The following is a 20,000-nucleotide window of genomic DNA, read 5'->3' as shown; positions in this document are numbered from 1 at the left end:
ACCCGTTGTAATCAGTAGAAATCCTCTGCCTTGTTTTAAAGCGTAGTTTGCATCCATAAAATTGCCTCTATTCTTACGTCGCATTTTTAAGATATTTCAATGACTCACTTCGGCATGACAGCGCAAAACCCGGTTTCTTTATCGCCTAACGCAGACCCGATGCGGGGTAACGGCAGGCAGATGAAATCGTTATAACTTATGTATCTTTCACATTAATGTGATGTATGTAGGACTCCGGTGCTGCTATTGTGCTGAATGTGATCAAATACGTAACATTGAAGGGAGTACGACCACCGTGAAAAAATACGTATTAACCGCCCTGGCGGCGATGCTGGCGGGAACCGTTGCCGTTCCCACTGCGTCGGCGGATGAGTTTTCCCTGGGGCTGGGCGCTGTCGGCGAAACGCCGATATACCGCGGCGATAGCGGGCACGTTTATCCTTTTCCTATGGTGAATTACGACAGCGAGAGCTTTTATCTGCGTGGTTTGCAAGGAGGGTATTACCTGTGGAACGACGAGCAAAACAAGTTATCGCTGACCGCCTATTACAGCCCTTTCGGTTTTAAACCGGGCGATAGCGATGATAACCAGATGAAGCAGCTTGAACGCCGACGCGGCACGCTGATGGCGGGGGTGGCTTACCGCTATGACGCTCGGTGGGGAACGTTGCGGACTACGCTTGCGGGAGACACGCTGGATTACAGCAACGGCCTGGTGTGGGATTCCGCCTACCTGTACCGTTTCAATGATGGCGACTGGAGCCTGACGCCGGGCGTCGGGATTACCTGGTCGAGTGAAAACCAGAATCGTTACTATTATGGCGTTACTGGCGATGAATCGGCGCGTTCCGGATTACGTAATTATCAGCCCAATGATAGCTGGTCGCCGTACGTCGAGCTGAATGCCGGGTATAAAATCAATGCCAGTTGGAGTTCCTGGGTGAGCGGGCGCTATATCCGGTTATCGGATGAAGTCAAAGACAGCCCGATGGTGGATAAAAGCTATAACCTGATGCTGGGGGGCGGCGTCAGTTATCGTTTCTAAGCGATACCTGAAACGGGACGATCGCCAATTAGGGATTGGGTAAGCAAGCCGACGTAGGGCAGGGGCTTTATGTCAAAAGGTTGTGCATCGGCTGCACAAAAATGGGGTGGATTCACCCCATTTGCACATTAATGGCGCAACTGAGGTTTGCTACCCTGAAGGCAGGAGGGTAAACGCATGATCAAGCAGGTAAAGTTCCCGAGTGGAGAAACGGTTCCCGCGATTGGACAGGGGACCTGGTTTATGGGCGAAAGCGCTCAACGAAAGGGCAGCGAAGTCAGGGCGTTACAGGCGGGTATCGATCTGGGCATGACGCTGATTGATACCGCGGAGATGTATGCTGACGGTGGCGCGGAAGAGGTCGTCGGGGAAGCGATTCACGGTCGCCGCGAGCGAGTCTATCTGGTCTCTAAGGTGTATCCGCATAATGCGGGCGGAGAGCGGGCGATTGCCGCCTGCGAGCGTAGCCTGAAACGTCTGCAAACCGATTATATCGATCTGTATTTGTTGCACTGGCGTGGCGGTATTCCGCTGATCGATACCATCGCGGCGATGGAGAGACTGCAACAGTCCGGTAAAATTAGGCGCTGGGGCGTATCCAATCTGGATACCGATGATATGGCGGAGCTGTGGTCATATCGGGGAGGCGAGCAGTGTCAGACCAACCAGGTGCTGTATCATCTGGGTTCACGCGGCATTGAGTATGATTTGTTGCCCTGGTGTCAGCAGCGCCAACTGCCCGTGATGGCGTATTGTCCGTTGGCTCAGGCCGGGCAACTGCGTTACGACCTGCTCACACACCCGGCGGTCGTGCAGGTGGCGCAACAACAGGCACTGACGCCGGCACAGGTGCTGTTGGCTTGGGTCATCCGCCAGTCTGGCGTTATTGCCATTCCTAAAGCCAGCACACTGGCGCATGTCACAGAGAATGCCGCGGCACTTGAGGTGACGTTGTCACCTGAGCATCTTGCCATTCTGGATGCGGCGTATCCTGCGCCATATCGCAAACAACCGTTGGATGTGGTGTAGACGAGACGTTGCAGCATGGCTGGCATAAGCCAGCCATGAACGAAAGCGATAAGGTTATTTGCGCAGGCGAAGCGTTGTAGTCAACTGCGCCGGCGCCTGTGTGGTTGCGACGAACGGTTGAGTAACGCGTGCGGTTTCAACACAAACAAACGTCTGGTAGCCGTCGTCCGTCATGTCGCTGATGGTGCGTGACAGTTCTGCGCCCGGATTCCAGGCCACCACATCGCTGTGATGAGCGTGGTGCACTTCAATGGTGCGTTTCAGTACCGGGTCTTCAATCAGGCTGACCGGTGCCGGTTGGGTGTAAATACGATCAGTACGTGTCGTGAAGGTCAAGTCACCCTGTTGGGTATCGGTTTTGCCATCGTTAACCTTGTCGATAAAGGTATTGCCCAGCCCGCTGATCTGAATTTTGCTGATGTCGCCAATCTGGAAATAGGTGTGCAGCGCGCTGGTGATGCTGTAGTCGCCGTGGCATTCGAGTTCCATACGGCATTCCTCGGCACTGAAATGGAAGCGCGCCAGAACGGTAAAGGCATGTGGCCAACTGGCGCGAGTCTGCTCGGAGTCACGCAATGTGAAGGCGAGGGTTACGCCATTTGCATCTTCACTGTGAGAGGTGAACTCCCAGGGCAGCAGGCGACCGAAGCCGTGGTTGGGCTGTGCCGCCGGGCCGAACCAAGGGAAGCAAATCGGTACGCCGCCACGAATGGCCACGCCGTTTTCGAATGGTGTGTTATCGCTTAGCCAGAGTACCGGCTGTTCGCCTTTGGGCTGCCAACTGAGCAGATGCGCCCCCTGTAGTGCAACGGCAGCGCGAACCTGTGGATGATCAACCACGATAACCGGTAGTTGATCCAGTTGGCGTTGGCTCAGATGGGTAGTGATCGCATTATTGATGGGAAGTGAATAAATTTTATCGTTCATGGTATTGGTTTGCCTTGGTGGTCTTGTTGTATACCCGTCATACTTCACGTTGCAGGTGCGTTGGCTGCGTGACTCGGCCCATCAATGGGCCTCGCCCTTCGGGCCGCTGCAAGCAGCGTTCAAATCTGCTCCCGGCAGATTTGTCGTTCACCCGAATCACTTACCTGAGTAAGCTCATCGGGATTCTCTCTCTTGCCGCCTTCCTGCAACTCGAATTATTTTGGGTATATACCCAATAAAAAAGGGCGACTCACGTCGCCCTTTTATCATCTATTCATCGCCACATTATTTGGAGATGTGGGCGATCAGATCCAGAACCTTGTTAGAGTAGCCGGTTTCGTTGTCATACCAGGAAACCAGTTTCACGAAGGTGTCGCTCAGTGCGATACCGGCTTTGGCATCGAACACGGAGGTCAGTTTTTCGCCGTTGAAATCGGTGGATACCACGTCATCTTCGGTGTAACCCAGAACGCCTTTCAGCTCGCCTTCAGAAGCGGCTTTGATAGCGGCACAAATTTCTTTGTACGTTGCCGGTTTTTCCAGACGTGCGGTCAGGTCAACCACGGATACGTTCGGGGTCGGAACGCGGAACGCCATACCAGTCAGTTTACCGTTCAGTGCCGGAATAACTTTACCTACAGCCTTGGCTGCACCGGTAGAAGACGGGATGATGTTCTGGGCTGCGCCGCGGCCGCCGCGCCAGTCTTTGTGAGACGGGCCGTCAACGGTTTTCTGAGTAGCGGTGGTCGCATGAACGGTAGTCATCAGCGCTTCAACGATGCCGAATTTGTCGTTGATAACTTTAGCCAGCGGTGCCAGGCAGTTAGTAGTACAGGAAGCGTTGGACACGATCTCCTGACCAGCGTAAGACTCGTGGTTAACACCCATAACGAACATCGGGGTATCGTCTTTGGACGGGCCAGTCAGAACCACTTTCTTGGCACCGGCCTGAATGTGTTTACGTGCGGTTTCGTCAGTCAGGAAGATACCGGTTGCTTCAGCAACAACGTCAACACCCACTTCGTTCCACTTCAGGCTAGCCGGATCTTTCTCAGCGGTAACACGGATGGTTTTGCCGTTAACAACCAGATGGCCGTCTTTTACTTCAACAGTGCCTTTGAAGCGACCGTGGGTGGAGTCATACTTCAGCATGTACGCCATGTAATCCGCATCCAGCAAATCGTTGATGGCAACGATTTCGATGTCAGAGCGTTCCTGGGCAGCGCGGAAAACGATACGGCCAATACGGCCAAACCCGTTGATACCTACTTTGATAGTCATATATTCCACCAGCTATTGGTTTGTGAATAAAAGGTTGGTTGTAAAATTACAAAAACCTTACTGAGCGTCAAGCGGAATCGTGTCAATCGTTGCGGTAAGTCAAAAGTCCGTTCAACAGTTACACGATAAACAGCTATCAGCCTAATTAAAGGGCATAACCCAATCATATGAGGAATGCACAGGCATGGAAACACCCGCCATAGGTGTAATTGTGATGGTGATCACAATTAAAAGTGCCATTACTGCGTGGCGGTAAGTGTAGGCCAAAATAGGCTGTAGCGGTGTTAACTTTTTGTTAGAATTATGCATCATCATTCTGATGAAAAAATCGTGTTTCAGTGAGAATCTGATGACCAAGACAACTGTTTTCCAACGTAATCTGGATGAGTTAACCGATTTGCAGCGGCACGTCACGCAACAGCGTGGGACGGAAAGTCCTTACACTGGTAAACTGCTGCATAACAAGCGCACCGGCGTTTATCACTGTTTGTGTTGTCATCAACCGCTGTTTTATTCTGACGATAAATATGATTCCGGTTGCGGTTGGCCGAGCTTTGATCGCCCGGTGAGCGCGAATGCTATCCGCTATATTGATGACTATTCCCACCATATGCACCGCATTGAAATCCGTTGCAGCCAATGTGATTCGCACTTGGGGCATGTGTTCCCGGATGGCCCGCAAGAGACGACCGGCGAGCGTTATTGCGTGAATTCCGTGTCGCTCAGTTTTATCGACGCCGAAGACGACCAGCAGACGGATGGTTAGCCGCGCTAATACAATATATTGACTTGAAACGTTTCAGCTAAATCTGACTTCAGGCAGAAGAAAACATGCAATTAGATGATTTAATAAACAGCATGACGCCGGAAATTTATCAGCGTCTGACCACGGCGGTGGAATTGGGTAAATGGCCGGACGGTGTAGCGCTGACGGCGGAGCAAAAAGAAAATGCATTGCAGATGGTAATGCTGTGGCAGGCGCGCAATAACGCCGAAGCCGACCACATGACGATCAACACGCGCGGTGAAATTGAAATGAAAAGCAAGCAGGAGCTCAAGCAGCGGTTTGCCGGCGATACCATCACCACACTGAAACCGCAAGACTAACCCCAATCACGCCAGCGTTGTCGACTGGCGTGATGAACACGTGAATTACTGACCGAGCGATGCAATAAACGTGGGCAGGTCAACCAGCGTGGCGCCGTGTTTCTCCATCACCTCCAGCGCCTGCTGGCTATCTTTCGGATGCAGGTTTACGCCGCGACAGCCGTCGGACAGTACTTCGGTTTGATACCCCAGCGCCAGCGCATCCAGCACGGTATATTTAACGCAGTAATCCGTCGCCAGCCCCATGATGGTCAACCGGGTGATGTTTCTGGCCGCCAGCCAATCATGTAACTCGGTGCGGGTGCGGCGGCCGTTATCGAAAAAGGCGCTATAGCTGTCGATAAACGGGTGTGTTCCCTTGCGCACGACCCAATTTATGGCCTGCTGGTTCAGTTTGTGATGAAAGTCGGCGCCGGGTGAGCCTTGTACACAATGTACCGGCCACCAGACTTGCGGCAAGCCGTCCAGTTCGCCTTGCTCGCCGATACGGGTGCCGGAGTTGACGGCGAAACTGCGGTGATCCGCCGGATGCCAGTCCTGGCAGGCGACCACCATCACCCCGGCCTGCTGGCAAGCGGCGATAGCCTGATTGGCTATCGCGACCACGCTGTCGCCGTCTGAGACGGCCAGCGCGCCACCGGCACAGAAGTCATTTTGGATATCCACCAGCAAGAGTACTCTGTTCATCGTGTCTTCTTCTCATTGATGTTGTATATCCTTAATACATCGGCTGCAGGTGATTCAATCTTTATCGCTTAATTCTCCGCGCAGGTTCTGTTGCATAAGCTGGCGGATCTGTTCGGGAGAAAGATCGTTCCTGCTTAACAGATAATGCAATTTCGTCAGTGCCGCTTCAACCGTCATGTCGAACCCGCTGATGACGCCGGCCTGCGCTAGCGCGTTACCGGTGGCATAACCGTCCATGTTGACCCGCCCGGAAATACATTGTGTCAGGTTGACTACCACAATGCCGCGCTCTGAAGCCTGACGGAGCTCATCAAGCAAACCTGAGCTTTGAGGCGCATTACCGACGCCATACGAGCGTAAAATCAGTGCCTTAACCGGCTGGCGGAGGAAATTGCTCACCACGTCGGCGGAAATCCCCGGATAGATGGTCACCACGCCGATGGGCTGCGGGGTGATGGCGTGAACTATCAAGGAGCCGTCGAGCAGTTCCGGATTAACCGGCGTCAGACGGCGAATGTGGATACCGGCTTCCAGTAATGGTGGGAAGTTAGGAGAAGCAAAAGCGTCAAAACCATCGGCATGTGCTTTGGTGGTGCGATTACCGCGCAATAATTTGTTGTTGAAGAACAGGCTGACCTCATTAACCGGATGATTAGCGGCTACGTACAACGCATTCAGCAGGTTGGTTTGCCCATCGGAGCGCAATTCCGCCAGTGGAATTTGTGACCCTGTCACAATAACCGGTTTAGCAAGATTCTCCAGCATGAAAGACAACGCTGAAGCCGTAAACGCCATCGTGTCGGTACCGTGGAGAATCACGAATCCATCGTATTGGTCATAGTTTTGCTGGATATCGTTTGCAATCGATTGCCAGTCTGACGGCGTCATATCAGAAGAATCAATCAACGGCGTATATTCATGGATGGTAAACGAGGGCATCTCCGGGCGGTGGAATTCCGGCATTTGCGCCAACTGTTGTTGCAGGTGGCCGGAAACCGGGACATAACCGTGAGCGGAACGCTGCATACCGATAGTGCCGCCGGTATAGGCGACGTAGATGGATTTCTTTTGCATGGGTGCGATTGGTCGGGACACTGTTGGTTGTAGAAAGGGATAGCCCTGAAAAATGGGATTATAAAAAGGTTTCAGTAGTAAAGACAGCCCGACAGGCGTCGGGCTGTGTAAGCGAGTGTTAGCGTAGGTCGCCGCAATTCAGGCACAAAGCATAACGATTTTGCGGATCATTCAGGGCATCCAGAATCGATGTCTGGGCGCGAACGGTTTGCGCCAGTTGAATGACCGGTGCGGGGATCACCGCCTGCAAGGCGGAAGGCAGCATCGCGTAGACGGCGCTCCTGACCTGAGTGAACATGGCATTGAGCAAGTCCGACTCTTCGGTATACCAGCTCAACTGATACTGTTCCAGTTTGGCCAGTTCCGCGGCTTTTTTCACGGCATCGTCAAAGTCGCCTAACTGATCGACCAACCCATTGGTTTTCGCATCGCTGCCGACCCAGACATGGCCCTGAGCGATCGCATCGACTTCCTGCGTCGTTTTCCGGCGAGACTGAGCAACCAGTGAAATGAAATTCTGATAACCACGTTCGATGCTAATTTGCATTAGTTGGCTGGCTTGTGACGGCAACGCCTTGGTTTGAGACAGATCAGCCAATGGCGACGTCGCCACGCCGTCGGTATGCACCCCAATGCTATCCAGCGCGTTTTCAAACGTGGTCACCACACCGAAAATTCCAATCGAGCCGGTCAGGGTACTGGGGCTGGCAATAATGACGTTTGCCGGGGTGGAGACCCAGTAACCGCCAGAGGCGGCCATACCCCCCATCGATACGACGACCGGTTTACCGGCTTGCCGTGCGGCCATCAGCTCTGAGCGAATCAGCTCGGAAGCGGTCACACTGCCGCCAGGGCTGTTCACCCGTAGGATGATGGCTTTGACTTTCGGGTCCAGACGCGCATCGCGAATCTGTGCAGCGGTGGTGTCGCCGCCGACGTATCCCGGCGTTTCTTTACCATCGACAATCGTCCCGCTGGCAAACACGACGGCGATCTCGTTGGTACTGACGGCGGGAGGCGTCGGTGTGTAATCATAGATGCTGGTAAAATTGAAGTTTTTGGTCTTGGCGTCCCACCCAAAGGCTTTTATCAACGCCTGTTCAACCATCGAACGGGAGGCGACTTCGTCCACCAGTTTATTTTCCAGCGCATAGCGGGCTGTATCGCCATCCACTGTTTGCAGGTTGGCGAGTATCTTCTCCGCACCGGGGAACAGCTGTTGTGGGGTGATCTGGCGATTGGCCGCTACCGTGTCGAGATAGTGTTGCCACAGAGTGGAAATCCAGCGGTTGTCGGCCTCACGGGCGTCAGGCGACATATCGTCGCGGATAAACGGCTCGACGGCGGACTTATAAGTGCCCACGCGGAAAATATGGGCGGTTACCTTCAGCTTATCCAACAACGTTTTGTAATACAGGTTGTTGGTGGCGAAACCGTGCAGGTCGATATTACCCTGCGGCGTCAGGTAAATTTTATTGGCGAAGCTGGCCAGATAATATTGCGTCTGGTTGAAGTTGTCGCCGACGGCAAAAATCGGTTTGCCGGCATCGCGGAATTCGCGCAGCGCCTTGCCGATGTATTGCAACGAAGGCTGATCCGCGCCGACGAAATCAGACAAGTCCATCACCATGCCGGTAATATTGCTGTCGTCTTTGGCCTGACGGATGCTGTCGACAATATCAAACAACGAATTCTCCTGATGACGGCTTGCCGACACGCCGAAGAACTCGCGCCCGAATTGACGCAGCTTATTATTCACGGAGGGTTTATCCACCACGACCCCCGTCAGATCCAGCAGTAACGCTCCCCGAGCCGGCTCAGCCTGCGGGGTTTTTAACTGGCTGTAGACCCCGATACCGACCAGGATCAAACAGATCAGAAAAAGGTTGAGGATAAATTCGCGGGTAAAATTCAGCAGGCGCCACCCCCATCTGAATATTCCACTGAAAATTCGCCACATTGTGCGCATGTCCACTCCGTCAAAAGAAAACTGGGTTTAAGCTGTGCTCCGTATTGCCGGATAAGATGGCATTGCCAATGTTATCTGCGCAATCGCATCTGTATGCGGGCACTGGCGGTATCCTAATGAGCGACTGAATAAAAGTCAGCTATTTATCTTGCCTTATGGTCGGTAGCCGGGGGCTAACTTGTAACAAATCTTCTACCTGTGCTACCGTGGCGCGCAACCGGATCTTATTTACCGACAGCAGATTTTTCATGACAGGAGAGATGTGATGGATGCTCTGGAATTGCTACTGAATCGTCGTTCGGCGTCCCGTCTGGCTGCACCTGCGCCGGCAGGCGAGGCACTGGAGAATATCCTGCGTGCGGGGTTGCGAGCGCCGGACCATGGCGCATTACAGCCCTGGCGTTTCTCGATTATCCAGGATGAGGGATTGTCCCGTTTTAGCGAATTGCTGGTCCGGGCGGCATTACAGGATAAGCTGGATGATGCGGCGGTTGATAAAGCGCGTCAGGCGCCATTTCGCGCGCCGATGATTATCACCGTCGTGGCCCATTGCGACGATCATCCTAAAGTTCCCCATTGGGAGCAGGTCGTATCGGCCGGCTGTGCGGTGCAGGCGATGCAAATGGCTGCGCTGGCGCAAGGCTTCAACGGTATCTGGCGCAGTGGCGCCTGGACTCATCATCCATTGGTGCGGGATGCGTTTGGGTGCCGTGCATCGGATGAAATCGTCGGTTTCCTGTATTTGGGAACACCGCAGCTCAAAGCCTCCGCCGCTATCACGCCCGTGGATAGCGCGAAGTTTGTCAGCTATTTCTAATTTCTTGACGATGTTTCCCCCGACTTGCGCATTCCACAAGCCGTGAGCGGGGGATATCCGTTCTGCCTTGCGGTGTAACATGCGACTGTTTATTGCAGAAAAACCCAGCCTTGCCAGAGCCATTGCCGATGTGTTGCCGAAACCGCATCGGCGTGGTGATGGCTTCATTGCCTGCGGCGACCAGGATACGGTGACCTGGTGCGTGGGACACCTGCTGGAACAGGCTCAACCGGATGCCTACGACGCCCGTTATGCACGCTGGTCGCTGACGGACCTACCGATAGTGCCGCAGAAATGGCTGCTCCAGCCGCGGCCATCTGTCAGTAAGCAACTGAATGTAATTAAAAAATTACTGACGCAAGCCGATGAGATCATCCATGCCGGCGACCCGGACCGGGAAGGGCAGTTACTGGTGGATGAAGTGCTGGAGTATCTGGCGTTGTCGGAAGAGAAACGTCAGCACGTGCGCCGTTGTCTGATCAACGACTTAAATCCGCAAGCGGTAGAGCGTGCGGTGTCGCGTCTGCGCGAAAACCGGGAGTTTGTGCCGCTGTGTGTTTCGGCATTGGCGCGTTCACGCGCCGACTGGCTGTACGGCATTAATATGACCCGCGCTTATACGTTACTTGGGAAGAATGCCGGTTATGAAGGCGTGCTGTCGGTCGGTCGGGTCCAAACGCCGGTTTTGGGTCTGGTGGTGCGTCGTGACGAAGAGATCGACAATTTTGTACCTCGCGACTATTTCGAGGTTAAGGCACACATCGTTACTCCAGCCAACGAGCGGTTCGTTGCGTTGTGGCAGCCCAGTGAGTCGTGCGAGCCGTATCAGGACGACGAGGGGCGTTTACTGCATCGCCCGCTGGCTGAGCACGTCGTCAAGCGCATCGAAGGGCAACCGGCATGGGTGACCGCCTATAGTGATAAACGGGAATCGGAAACCGCGCCGTTGCCGTATTCCCTTTCCGCTTTGCAGATTGAAGCGGCCAAACGCTTTGGCCTTAGTGCCCAGCAGGTGCTGGATATCTGCCAGCGTCTGTATGAGACGCACAAATTGATTACCTACCCGCGTTCGGACTGTCGGTACTTACCGGAAGAGCATTTCGCCGGGCGACAGGCGGTGCTGAACGCGATTGCGACACATCGGCCGGATTTATTGCCGCAACCGGCGGTTGATCCCGAACGCCGCAATCGTTGCTGGGATGACGGCAAGGTCGATGCTCACCACGCCATTATTCCCACGGCACGCAGTGCCCGAACGTCGTTGACCGAACAGGAAAGTCAGGTGTATGGGCTGGTTGCCAGGCAATACCTGATGCAGTTCTGCGCAGATGCGGTATTTCGTAAATGCGTTATCGATCTGGATATTGCCGGCGGCAAGTTTGTCGCTAAGGCCCGGTTTCTGGCTGAGGCGGGATGGCGTACGCTGCTCGGCAACAAAGAGCGAGATGAGGAAAACGAAGGTATGCCGTTGCCGGTGGTGGCGAAAGGCGATGAATTGCTGTGCGAACGGGGCGAAGTGGTGGAACGACAGACTCAGCCGCCGCGGCCGTTTACCGATGCTACATTGTTGTCCGCCATGACCGGTATTGCCCGCTTCGTTCAGGACAAGGCGTTGAAGAAAATTCTGCGCGAAACCGATGGACTGGGTACTGAGGCCACACGCGCAGGTATTATCGAGCTACTGTTTAAGCGTGCCTTTTTAATCAAGAAAGGGCGTTATATTCATTCCACCGATGCGGGCAAAGCCTTGATCCATGCCTTGCCGCCGATAGCGGCTCATCCGGATATGACCGCACACTGGGAAGCGACGTTGACGCAGATTAGCGAGAAGCGTTGCCGCTATCAGGACTTCATGCAGCCATTGACGCAATCGTTGTATGAACTCATTCAGCAGGCCCGGCAAAGTGGTAATATCCAGGCATTCAGAGGATTACCGGCGGTTAAGCGCGCTACGCCCGAAAAGCGGAAACGCCGTCAGTCACGTTCAGCCAGCACCAAGGAGTAACACAGATGAAAGCATGGGGCACCTTCCTAATGGCGACAAGCCTGTTGGTTTCTTGCGCTACGCAGGCGGCGACGCAAACGACAGTGATTACGCAGGAAAATCCTGTCGTACTGCCGGGAAATGCCGGCACACAGAGCACGGTTTCCGGCGCGCAGGGTAACACCAACACCGAGGTGGTGGTGCCGGTTCCACCCCAGGTTATCTGGGGTAACGGCAACGGCGGCAATGTACAGCGCGAGACTCAGGTCAATTGCATGAGTTGCTGTATTTACCAGAACAAAAATTACTCTGAAGGGGCGGTGGTCAGGGCAGAAGGCGTATTACTGCAATGTCAGCGCGATAAAGCCAATCTGGGCACCAATAATCTGGTGTGGCGGATTATCAACGATCAGCAATAAGCGCTGATAACGGGGCGGAGGCCGCCCCGTTTAGAACGTCAGAGTGTGAACTCTGCCCATACCGGCGCATGATCGGATGGTTTCTCCATGCCACGAATCGCATAATCAATGCCGGTGGCGGCACAGCGGCTGGCTAGCGGAGGGGTCGCCATGATCAGGTCAATGCGCAGGCCGCGGTTGTCGTCAAACCCGGCCGAACGGTAATCAAACCACGAAAACCGGTCCTGACATTCGGGATTGGCCGCCCGGAAGGTATCGACTAATCCCCAGTTTTTCAGCCGTTCCATCCATTCGCGTTCTTCCGGCAGGAAAGAACATTTACCGGTGCGTAGCCAGCGTTTACGGTTTTCCTCACCGATGCCGATATCCTGGTCGGCCGGGCTGATGTTCATATCCCCCATGATCAGAACAGGTTGTTCTGACTGATGATGTTGCTCAAGATAATGCTGCAAGTCCTGATAGAAGCGGGTTTTGGCCGGAAATTTTACTAGGTGGTCGCGGCTTTCACCTTGTGGAAAATAGCCGTTAACCACGGTTAGCGTACCGAGCGGCGTCGCCAGATCCGCCATGATGATGCGGCGCTGAGCGTCGTCGTCGTCGGTAGGGAACCCGCGACGGACCGCCAGCGGTTCGGCTTTGGTCAGCAGCGCAACACCGTAATGGCCTTTCTGCCCGTGGTAGAACACGTGATAACCAAACTGTTTCACCTCGTCGAGCGGAAACATATCGTCATGGACTTTGGTTTCCTGCAAGCCGATCACATCAGGTTGGTGTTGTTCGATGATGGCGGCCAGTTGATGGGGACGAGCGCGCAGCCCGTTGATATTGAAAGAGACAAACTTCATGTTCGCTGCCGTTGTTAAAAAAACGTGCTCCGATGTTAGCAGAAAGGCGGGAACCGAGTCACGACGACGATACGATCGCATGGGCTGTCATCACTATTGATGATGGCTGGTTGAAGCGGGTAACGATAGCCCGTATACTCCGCCGCTTGCAGGAGAGCGGAAGACGCTGACAGACCTTCCCGCCGAAGGCGCAAACTCCCATAATCGCTCAGGCCACCTTACTGCACATTTCAATGACGCCAACTGGAGAGCGGTTGCCAGACAACCCACCGAAGGGGCAAGCGGTTTGGCCGCGTAAACTCTCAGGTAAAAGGACAGAGGGAGGGGCACCTTTCACAAGGGTACGTGTGTGCTGACCTATATTTATCTGATCGCTATTACCGCTGAGGGGATGTCCGGTGCGTTGGCCGCCGGTCGTCGTAATATGGATATTTTCGGCGTCTCGATGATCGCCTTTATTACTGCGCTGGGCGGCGGCACGGTGCGCGATATCCTGTTAGGCAATTACCCCATCGTCTGGACTCAACATCCTGTTTATATCTATCTCACCATCGGTGCCGGTTTGCTGGCGGTGCTGGCGGCACGCGTGATGCACCATTTGCACCGGCTGTTTCTGGTGCTGGACGCCATGGGGTTGGTGGCCTTCACGATTATCGGTTGCAATGTAGCGATTGAACTGGGCTATTCGCCGACGGTGGTGGTGATGGCGGGGATTACTACCGGCATCTTCGGCGGTATTTTACGGGATATTTTCTGCAACCGGACCCCGATGGTATTGCGCAAGGAGCTGTACGCCTGCGTCTCATTGCTGGTCGCGTTGGTGTACCTTAGCCTGCGTGAACTTGGCATCAATCACGATCTCAATCAGTTGATCTCGTTCTCTGTCGGATTGGCGCTTCGGCTGGCCGCTATTTTTTGGTCCTGGCAGTTGCCGGTATTCAGTTATATGCCGGAGCGCTGGAAAGAGTAACGACCTTGTCTGGAGACGCCTGATGCCGCACGAATGCGGTAGCGTCGGGTGTCGATAAGCGGACGTAATCACGACTCAGACGAATCACAAACACCGGAACGCACCATCGGTTAGTTCATGGTTTCGTGGCAGCGTTTATGTTTGCGTTGGATACCAGAAAGTGACTGAGAGTGGTTTTTGAAAACAAGATCGGGGAGGCGTAGCAGAGATGGTGGTGGGGGAAGGATTCGAACCTTCGAAGTCTGTGACGGCAGATTTACAGTCTGCTCCCTTTGGCCGCTCGGGAACCCCACCACTGGCCTGATTGCTCTTTCGTGTCGAGCGGGGCGCATCATATCAAATGCCGCGCCCCTGTAAAGATAGAAAAAACAAAAACAAGTTTGTTTGCCGTTTTTTTATGCCGCCCGCTGCAATTGTAAGCGACGGGCGGCGACGTGCTAATCAACGCAGAATAATCGTACGATTACCGTAAACGAACACGCGTTGGGCCAACACATGGTATAACGCCCGGCTCAGCACATTTTTCTCTACGTCGCGACCGGCACGCATCATGTCGTCAGCGGTGTAGGTGTGATCGACGTGAATCACGTCCTGCATGATGATGGGGCCTTCATCCAGATTGTCGTTCACGTAATGGGCCGTAGCGCCGATGATTTTCACGCCGCGTTCGTAAGCCTGATGATACGGGCGTGCGCCGATAAACGCCGGCAGGAACGAGTGATGGATATTGATAACCCGGTTAGGGTAGTTCTGAACAAACGCGGGCGTCAGCACGCGCATGTATTTCGCCAGCACCACGTAGTCAGGTTTGTATTGGTCGATTTGCGCGACCATTTTCAGGTCGTGCTCTTCGCGCGTCAGCCCTTCGTGGCTGACCAGATGGAACGGGATATCAAAGCGTTCTACCAACGTACGCAGCGTGTCGTGGTTACCGATCACCGCAGCGATCTCCACATCCAGACCGCCGTAAGTGCTTTTCATGAGCAGATCGCCAAGACAGTGCGCTTCTTTGGTAACCAGAATAACGACACGACGACGCCCGGCACTGCTCAGTTCACGCGCCGAGCCTTCGGGTAAGGCGCTGTCCATATCAGCCAGCAGCGTTGTGTCATTGAAAATGCCTTCCAATTCCGTACGCATGAAGAAACGGCCGGTACGGTGATCAACGTATTCCGAGTTCTGCACAATATTCAGTTCGTGCTTGTAACAGATGTTGGTGATCTTGGCGATAAGCCCTTTTGCATCAGGGCAGATTGTCCGTAAGATTTTTCTTTGGATATTCTGGGATTGCATGGAATTGGGATCCTGTCCAAAACATAAATTCAGATGTTGCCGTTACGCGATGCCGGAATCATCGCAGTAATCAAGGGTGTTATTGTCCACAGCACTTTTTGTATTTTTTGCCGGAGCCGCATGGACAGCTGTCGTTCCTGCCGGTTTGCAAGTGAACGCCGTCAACATAGTACCAGCGATCGTGATAGCGAAGGAAGCGAGAACGCTCCCTCATCAGCACCCGATGTCCTGCATGTCCGGCTGTGCTATAACTGGCGGCGAACTCCACATACCCTTCATCTGCGGTTTTTCCCGACGCCGTATTCAGAATCTGTAGCCCGAGCCAGTGAGTATCCGCGAAACTGGCGGCGATGTCGGTTCGCCAGTTTTCCGCATGGCAATCCGGGTGCCAGGTGGCAACAAGATAATCGACATCCTGTTTGACGTAAGCGGTATAGCGTGAACGCATCAGCCGCTCAGGACTGGAGGGCTGGCTATCATGGCGTAGGTAGGGCTGACAACAGCGCTCATAAGGCTGATCACTGCCGCATGGGCAATATTCGGACACAATATCTCCTGCAAAATTCTGCCGTAACGTTAATTAATGAGACACGACTGATAAAGCGTGCGCTATGTTACCCAATACGGTTTATCCGTCGCAATCACCCTGCTTTGTGGACGAATAAGAGTAAGGCGGCGTTTGCCGGTGTCGTTATATGGAATGACCACTGGCAATAATCGCGCATCATCGTGGGGCGCCGCCTAGAATAAGACATTGGAGGTAACCCATGCGGAAGGTAAAAATAGGCTTGGCGTTGGGCTCTGGCGCAGCAAAGGGATGGGCGCACATTGGCGTGTTACACGCGCTGGAAGAATTAGGGATCGTGCCGGAGGTTGTGGCTGGATGTTCGGTCGGCGCATTGGTCGGCGCGGCCTATGCCACGCATCGCTTGGACAGCATGGCGCATTGGGTGAATGGCTTTCGTTATTGGGATGTTATCCGACTGATGGATTTTTCCTGGCGTCGTGGCGGGTTATTGCGGGGGGATCGCGTTTTCAACCATGTAAAGCATTTGCTACGTACGCAACATATTGAGGAGTGTGCTATCAAGTATGGTGCGGTGGCGACTAACCTGAGTACGGGAAGGGAACTTTGGCTCACACAGGGAGACTTACATTTGGCTATTCGTGCTTCCTGTAGCATGCCGGGGTTATTGGCGCCGGTACAATTGAACGGTTACTGGTTGGTGGATGGCGCTGTGGTTAATCCGGTGCCGGTTTCATTGACGCGGGCGATGGGGGCAGATGTGGTGATTGCCGTCGATTTACAGCATGACGCCAGCTTACAGCCGCATAATTTATTGTCTGCCAAACCGGTTCAGGCGGATATGCAGGTGGATACGATAGCAACGTCGCGTAACTGGCGCGAACGTATCCGTCATCGGTTAGCCCAGCCTTTTCGTCGGCAGACGGAAGTCGCTCCTACCGCGATGGAGATCATGAGCACATCTATACAGATATTGGAGAATCGCCTGAAAATGAACCGTATGGCGGGCGATCCCCCGGATGTATTGATTCAACCCTACTGCCCGCAAATCGCCACGTTGGATTTTCATCGGGCGCAAGAGGCGATTGAAGCCGGCAGGGCGGCGGTGGAAAAACAGCGGGAATTGTTGTTGCCGCTGGCAAACCACGGCATATAGGATGATTTAGGATTCAGCAACGAATGATGATAAGCGGTGCAAGGGGTCGCTGATGGCACAACCGTTAACGGGAAAACATATTTTGGTTGTTGAGGATGAGGCTGTTTTCCGTTCCGTGCTGGCAGGCTATCTGACATCCCTGGGCGCAGATGTTCGCGAAGCGGATAACGGCAAGGATGCGCTGGAAAAAATGGCTAGCCGGCAGCCTGATCTGATTATCTGCGATCTCAATATGCCCATGATGGGGGGATTTGAGTTCGTCGAGCGTCTGCGGCTACACGATATCACGACACCTGTGCTGGTGGTCTCCGCCACCAGTCATCTGGCGGATATTGCCAGAGTCTTGCGTCTTGGCGTTCAGGATGTTTTGCTTAAACCCCTTCATGATTACACGCGTTTGCGTGAATCTGTCATGGCCTGCCTGTATCCGACCATGTTCACGTCTCAGGCCAATGAAGTTGAACAACTGATGCGTGATTTGGATACGCTGAACCAATCGCCTGGCGCCGCGTTGAAACTGCTGGGGCAGTTGCAGCCGCCGGTGCAGCAGACGCTGGCGCATTGCCGTATCAATTATCGGCAATTGATGGCGGTGGACAGGCCGGGGCTGGTGCTTGATATCGCCGCATTATCCGACGATGAGCTGGCGTTTTACTGTCTTGATGTGACGCAGGCTGCGAATAATCACGGTGTACTGGCGGCATTACTGCTGCGGGCGTTATTCAACAGCTTGTTACAGGAGCATTTAGTACATCAGCAACGTCGATTGCCTGAATTGTCGGTATTACTGAATCAGGTCAATCAGTTATTGCGTCGGGCCAATCTGCAAGGTCAGTTTCCTCTGCTTGTAGGGTATTACCACCGGGAACTGAAAAGACTCATCCTTATTTCAGCAGGGCTGCACGCTACATTAAGTGTTGAAGATCAGAATATCGCGCTGAATAATGGCGTACCGTTGGGTACGCTGGAAGCCGCTTATCTTAATCAGATCAGTTATCAGTGTGCGTCATGGCAATGTCAAATGTGGGGGAGCGGAGGCCGTCTGCGTCTGATGTTGTCTACAGATTAATCCGATAGCTGCGAACGTTCCCGCACTTCAGACTAGGTCTATCTATCGTTATTATTTTTTATTCCCTAGTATGTGCCTATGATTTTTCATCACGAATCCAGATTGGACGAGCATCACGCATTGAACCTGATATACTTTCGCGGTTTTATGCACCGGACAAATAAAGCTCATTATTTGAACGATATATACGAGGTTGTTTATGTCAACTATTAATAAAAAAGTAAGGAAAGCGGTCATTCCAGTGGCCGGGTTAGGGACGCGCATGTTGCCTGCTACCAAGGCAATTCCCAAAGAAATGCTGCCTCTGGTCGATAAGCCGCTAATCCAGTATGTGGTTAATGAATGCATTGCTGCCGGTATCAATGAAATAATTTTAGTTACACATTCTTCCAAGAACTCAATAGAAAACCATTTTGATACCAGCTTTGAACTGGAAGCCATGTTGGAAAAACGTGTTAAGCGCCAGTTGTTGAACGAAGTGCAATCTATTTGTCCGGAGCATGTCACTATTATGCAGGTTCGTCAGGGACTGGCGAAAGGATTAGGACATGCGGTGCTTTGTGCTCATCCTTTAGTGGGAGATGAACCGGTAGCGGTTATTTTACCGGACGTGATCATCGATGAATATGAATCTGATCTGAAGAAAGACAACCTCAGCGAAATGTTGCAACGTTTTTATAGCACAGGCCATAGCCAGATTATGGTTGAGCCGGTGGAAAACGTCAGCAGTTATGGCGTAGTTGATTGCAAAGGTGTGGAATTAAAACCGGGTGATAGCGCGCCGATGGTCGGTGTAGTCGAAAAACCGAAAGCATCAGAAGCACCGTCCAATTTAGCGGTTGTTGGGCGTTATGTGCTATCTGAGCAGATCTGGGATCTGCTGAAGAAAACAGAGCCCGGCGCAGGTAATGAAATTCAGCTGACCGATGCTATTGCCATGCTGATGGAAAAAGAAACCGTTGAAGCTTATCACCTGAAAGGGGTAAGCCATGACTGCGGAAATAAACTGGGATACATGACCGCGTTTGTAGAATATGGTATTCGGCATGATGCGTTGGGTGAAGATTTTACCCACTGGCTGAAAGAAGCAATAGAAGAAGACGCCAAATAATAATTAGCTCTCTTCCCTGTACTTTTGGTTAGTGTAGGGGAGAGAACAATGTCGTTAGACAAGCATAAAAAAACACCCTTTTTAAAGGGGTGTTTTTGTTTTATTCATAAACTGAAAATTACAGCAGGAAGTCATCCAGGGACTTACCCTGTTCTTCGATAGCCTTTTTGATCACTGCCGGAGTACGGCCCTGGCCGGTCCAGGTTTTCAGTTCGCCGTTTTCATCAGTGTATTGATATTTAGCCGGACGCGCAGCGCGCTTGGCTTTACCTGCGACTTTGTTTGCACCCAGGGATTGCAGTAATTCGTTCGGGTCAATGCCGTCGGCAATAAGCATTTCACGATACTGCTGTAATTTGCGTGTGCGTTCTTCAATTTCTGCCTGAGCCTGGTTTTCTTCTTCGCGGCGCTCGTTCACCACGACTTCCAGCTTCTCCAGCATTTCTTCCAGCGTTTCGAGGCTGCATTCTCTTGCCTGGGCGCGCAGGGTGCGGATGTTGTTTAGAATCTTAAGTGCTTCGCTCATTGGATTAATCTCAAAATAAATATTATTGGTGACAGTACAGAGATAATAGAGTGCCGTTTTATTTTCTGCAATAGGCAAAATTGTCAGGTTGTTAAAATTTAGCAAATTTAAAACGAAAATCACGCATCGACAGGGCAATATAAATTTCCAACAAACCAGCTAATA

General features: G+C 52.9%; 20 protein-coding genes, 1 tRNA gene and 1 riboswitch. Of the genes, 11 read left to right on the top strand and 10 right to left on the bottom strand.

What is annotated here, in order from left to right; translation table 11 throughout:
* The first annotated feature begins 295 nt into the window (after positions 1-295).
* Both FDP13_RS00685 and FDP13_RS00680 read left to right on the top strand, forming a co-directional pair.
* Positions 296-1,045, top strand: coding sequence for a MipA/OmpV family protein (locus FDP13_RS00685; RefSeq protein WP_027712150.1), 750 nt, complete (start codon positions 296-298; stop codon positions 1,043-1,045).
* A gap of 177 nt (positions 1,046-1,222) precedes the next feature.
* The gene (locus FDP13_RS00680; RefSeq protein ID WP_143838182.1) at positions 1,223-2,074 is read left to right on the top strand and encodes an aldo/keto reductase; all 852 of its coding nucleotides are present in this window, start codon (positions 1,223-1,225) and stop codon (positions 2,072-2,074) included.
* Positions 2,075-2,128: 54 nt separating this feature from the next.
* Here the strand turns inward: FDP13_RS00680 and FDP13_RS00675 are convergent, their stop codons facing one another.
* Entirely contained in the window at positions 2,129-3,001 is an 873-nt protein-coding gene (locus tag FDP13_RS00675; RefSeq protein ID WP_143838181.1) for a D-hexose-6-phosphate mutarotase, read from the bottom strand.
* Between the two features lie 285 nt (positions 3,002-3,286).
* Positions 3,287-4,282, bottom strand: coding sequence for a glyceraldehyde-3-phosphate dehydrogenase (gapA, locus tag FDP13_RS00670; protein ID WP_012769924.1), 996 nt, complete (start codon positions 4,280-4,282; stop codon positions 3,287-3,289).
* Positions 4,283-4,631: 349 nt separating this feature from the next.
* On the opposite strand from gapA, the gene msrB reads away from it, so the two are divergent.
* Together msrB and FDP13_RS00660 are read left to right on the top strand one after the other, a co-directional pair.
* A complete protein-coding gene (gene msrB, locus FDP13_RS00665) occupies positions 4,632-5,048 on the top strand; it encodes a peptide-methionine (R)-S-oxide reductase MsrB (protein ID WP_143838177.1) in 417 nt (138 codons plus the stop codon).
* Between the two features lie 65 nt (positions 5,049-5,113).
* The gene (locus tag FDP13_RS00660) at positions 5,114-5,389 is read left to right on the top strand and encodes a YeaC family protein (protein WP_012769922.1); all 276 of its coding nucleotides are present in this window, start codon (positions 5,114-5,116) and stop codon (positions 5,387-5,389) included.
* Positions 5,390-5,434: 45 nt separating this feature from the next.
* Here the strand turns inward: FDP13_RS00660 and pncA are convergent, their stop codons facing one another.
* The 3 genes from pncA to sppA all read right to left on the bottom strand — a co-directional run bounded on the left by pncA (position 5,435) and on the right by sppA (position 9,119).
* Positions 5,435-6,076, bottom strand: coding sequence for a bifunctional nicotinamidase/pyrazinamidase (pncA, locus tag FDP13_RS00655; protein ID WP_143838175.1), 642 nt, complete (start codon positions 6,074-6,076; stop codon positions 5,435-5,437).
* A 54-nt stretch (positions 6,077-6,130) separates the two neighbouring features.
* A complete protein-coding gene (gene ansA / locus FDP13_RS00650; RefSeq protein ID WP_012769920.1) occupies positions 6,131-7,150 on the bottom strand; it encodes an asparaginase in 1,020 nt (339 codons plus the stop codon).
* A 118-nt stretch (positions 7,151-7,268) separates the two neighbouring features.
* On the bottom strand, positions 7,269-9,119 hold the full coding sequence (gene sppA / locus FDP13_RS00645) for a signal peptide peptidase SppA (RefSeq protein ID WP_143838173.1): 1,851 nt from the start codon (positions 9,117-9,119) through the stop codon (positions 7,269-7,271).
* A 265-nt stretch (positions 9,120-9,384) separates the two neighbouring features.
* On the opposite strand from sppA, the gene FDP13_RS00640 reads away from it, so the two are divergent.
* From FDP13_RS00640 to FDP13_RS00630, 3 genes are all read left to right on the top strand, one after another.
* A complete protein-coding gene (locus FDP13_RS00640; RefSeq protein ID WP_027712142.1) occupies positions 9,385-9,936 on the top strand; it encodes an NAD(P)H nitroreductase in 552 nt (183 codons plus the stop codon).
* A gap of 79 nt (positions 9,937-10,015) precedes the next feature.
* Positions 10,016-11,941 (top strand): DNA topoisomerase III, encoded by a 1,926-nt coding sequence (locus FDP13_RS00635; RefSeq protein ID WP_027712141.1) that lies wholly within the window; start codon positions 10,016-10,018, stop codon positions 11,939-11,941.
* Between the two features lie 5 nt (positions 11,942-11,946).
* Positions 11,947-12,339: a DUF1496 domain-containing protein gene (locus FDP13_RS00630; protein WP_143838171.1), complete on the top strand. Its 393-nt coding sequence runs from the start codon at positions 11,947-11,949 to the stop codon at positions 12,337-12,339.
* Positions 12,340-12,377: 38 nt separating this feature from the next.
* On the opposite strand, the gene xthA is transcribed toward FDP13_RS00630, so the two are convergent.
* Positions 12,378-13,184, bottom strand: coding sequence for an exodeoxyribonuclease III (gene xthA / locus FDP13_RS00625; protein WP_143838169.1), 807 nt, complete (start codon positions 13,182-13,184; stop codon positions 12,378-12,380).
* 233 nt (positions 13,185-13,417) lie between these two features.
* Positions 13,418-13,512: riboswitch (glycine riboswitch) on the top strand.
* A gap of 21 nt (positions 13,513-13,533) precedes the next feature.
* Here xthA and FDP13_RS00620 point away from each other — a divergent pair.
* Positions 13,534-14,154 (top strand): trimeric intracellular cation channel family protein, encoded by a 621-nt coding sequence (locus tag FDP13_RS00620; protein WP_012769914.1) that lies wholly within the window; start codon positions 13,534-13,536, stop codon positions 14,152-14,154.
* Positions 14,155-14,363: 209 nt separating this feature from the next.
* Here FDP13_RS00620 and FDP13_RS00615 read toward each other — a convergent pair.
* The 3 genes from FDP13_RS00615 to FDP13_RS00605 form a co-directional block, all read right to left on the bottom strand.
* Positions 14,364-14,448, bottom strand: a tRNA-Tyr gene (locus FDP13_RS00615).
* Positions 14,449-14,595: 147 nt separating this feature from the next.
* Entirely contained in the window at positions 14,596-15,447 is an 852-nt protein-coding gene (gene purU / locus FDP13_RS00610) for a formyltetrahydrofolate deformylase (RefSeq protein WP_012769913.1), read from the bottom strand.
* Between the two features lie 79 nt (positions 15,448-15,526).
* On the bottom strand, positions 15,527-15,994 hold the full coding sequence (locus FDP13_RS00605; protein WP_033575526.1) for a YchJ family protein: 468 nt from the start codon (positions 15,992-15,994) through the stop codon (positions 15,527-15,529).
* Positions 15,995-16,214: 220 nt separating this feature from the next.
* On the opposite strand from FDP13_RS00605, the gene rssA reads away from it, so the two are divergent.
* The 3 genes from rssA to galU all read left to right on the top strand — a co-directional run bounded on the left by rssA (position 16,215) and on the right by galU (position 19,309).
* Positions 16,215-17,129, top strand: coding sequence for a patatin-like phospholipase RssA (gene rssA / locus FDP13_RS00600; protein ID WP_012769911.1), 915 nt, complete (start codon positions 16,215-16,217; stop codon positions 17,127-17,129).
* 52 nt (positions 17,130-17,181) lie between these two features.
* The gene (rssB, locus tag FDP13_RS00595; RefSeq protein WP_012769910.1) at positions 17,182-18,198 is read left to right on the top strand and encodes a two-component system response regulator RssB; all 1,017 of its coding nucleotides are present in this window, start codon (positions 17,182-17,184) and stop codon (positions 18,196-18,198) included.
* Between the two features lie 199 nt (positions 18,199-18,397).
* Complete coding sequence (gene galU, locus FDP13_RS00590; RefSeq protein ID WP_033575525.1) at positions 18,398-19,309, top strand: UTP--glucose-1-phosphate uridylyltransferase GalU; 912 nt, start codon at positions 18,398-18,400, stop codon at positions 19,307-19,309.
* Positions 19,310-19,427: 118 nt separating this feature from the next.
* Here the strand turns inward: galU and hns are convergent, their stop codons facing one another.
* Entirely contained in the window at positions 19,428-19,835 is a 408-nt protein-coding gene (gene hns / locus FDP13_RS00585; RefSeq protein WP_012769908.1) for a histone-like nucleoid-structuring protein H-NS, read from the bottom strand.
* Positions 19,836-20,000: the final 165 nt, after the last annotated feature.

Origin of the sequence: Dickeya sp. ws52 (genome assembly GCF_007210685.1) — a bacterium.
In the GTDB taxonomy this organism is placed as follows: Bacteria; Pseudomonadota; Gammaproteobacteria; order Enterobacterales; family Enterobacteriaceae; genus Dickeya; species Dickeya chrysanthemi.
Note: the sequence above shows the minus strand (reverse complement) of the source record. Positions and strands in the feature narration are given on the sequence as shown.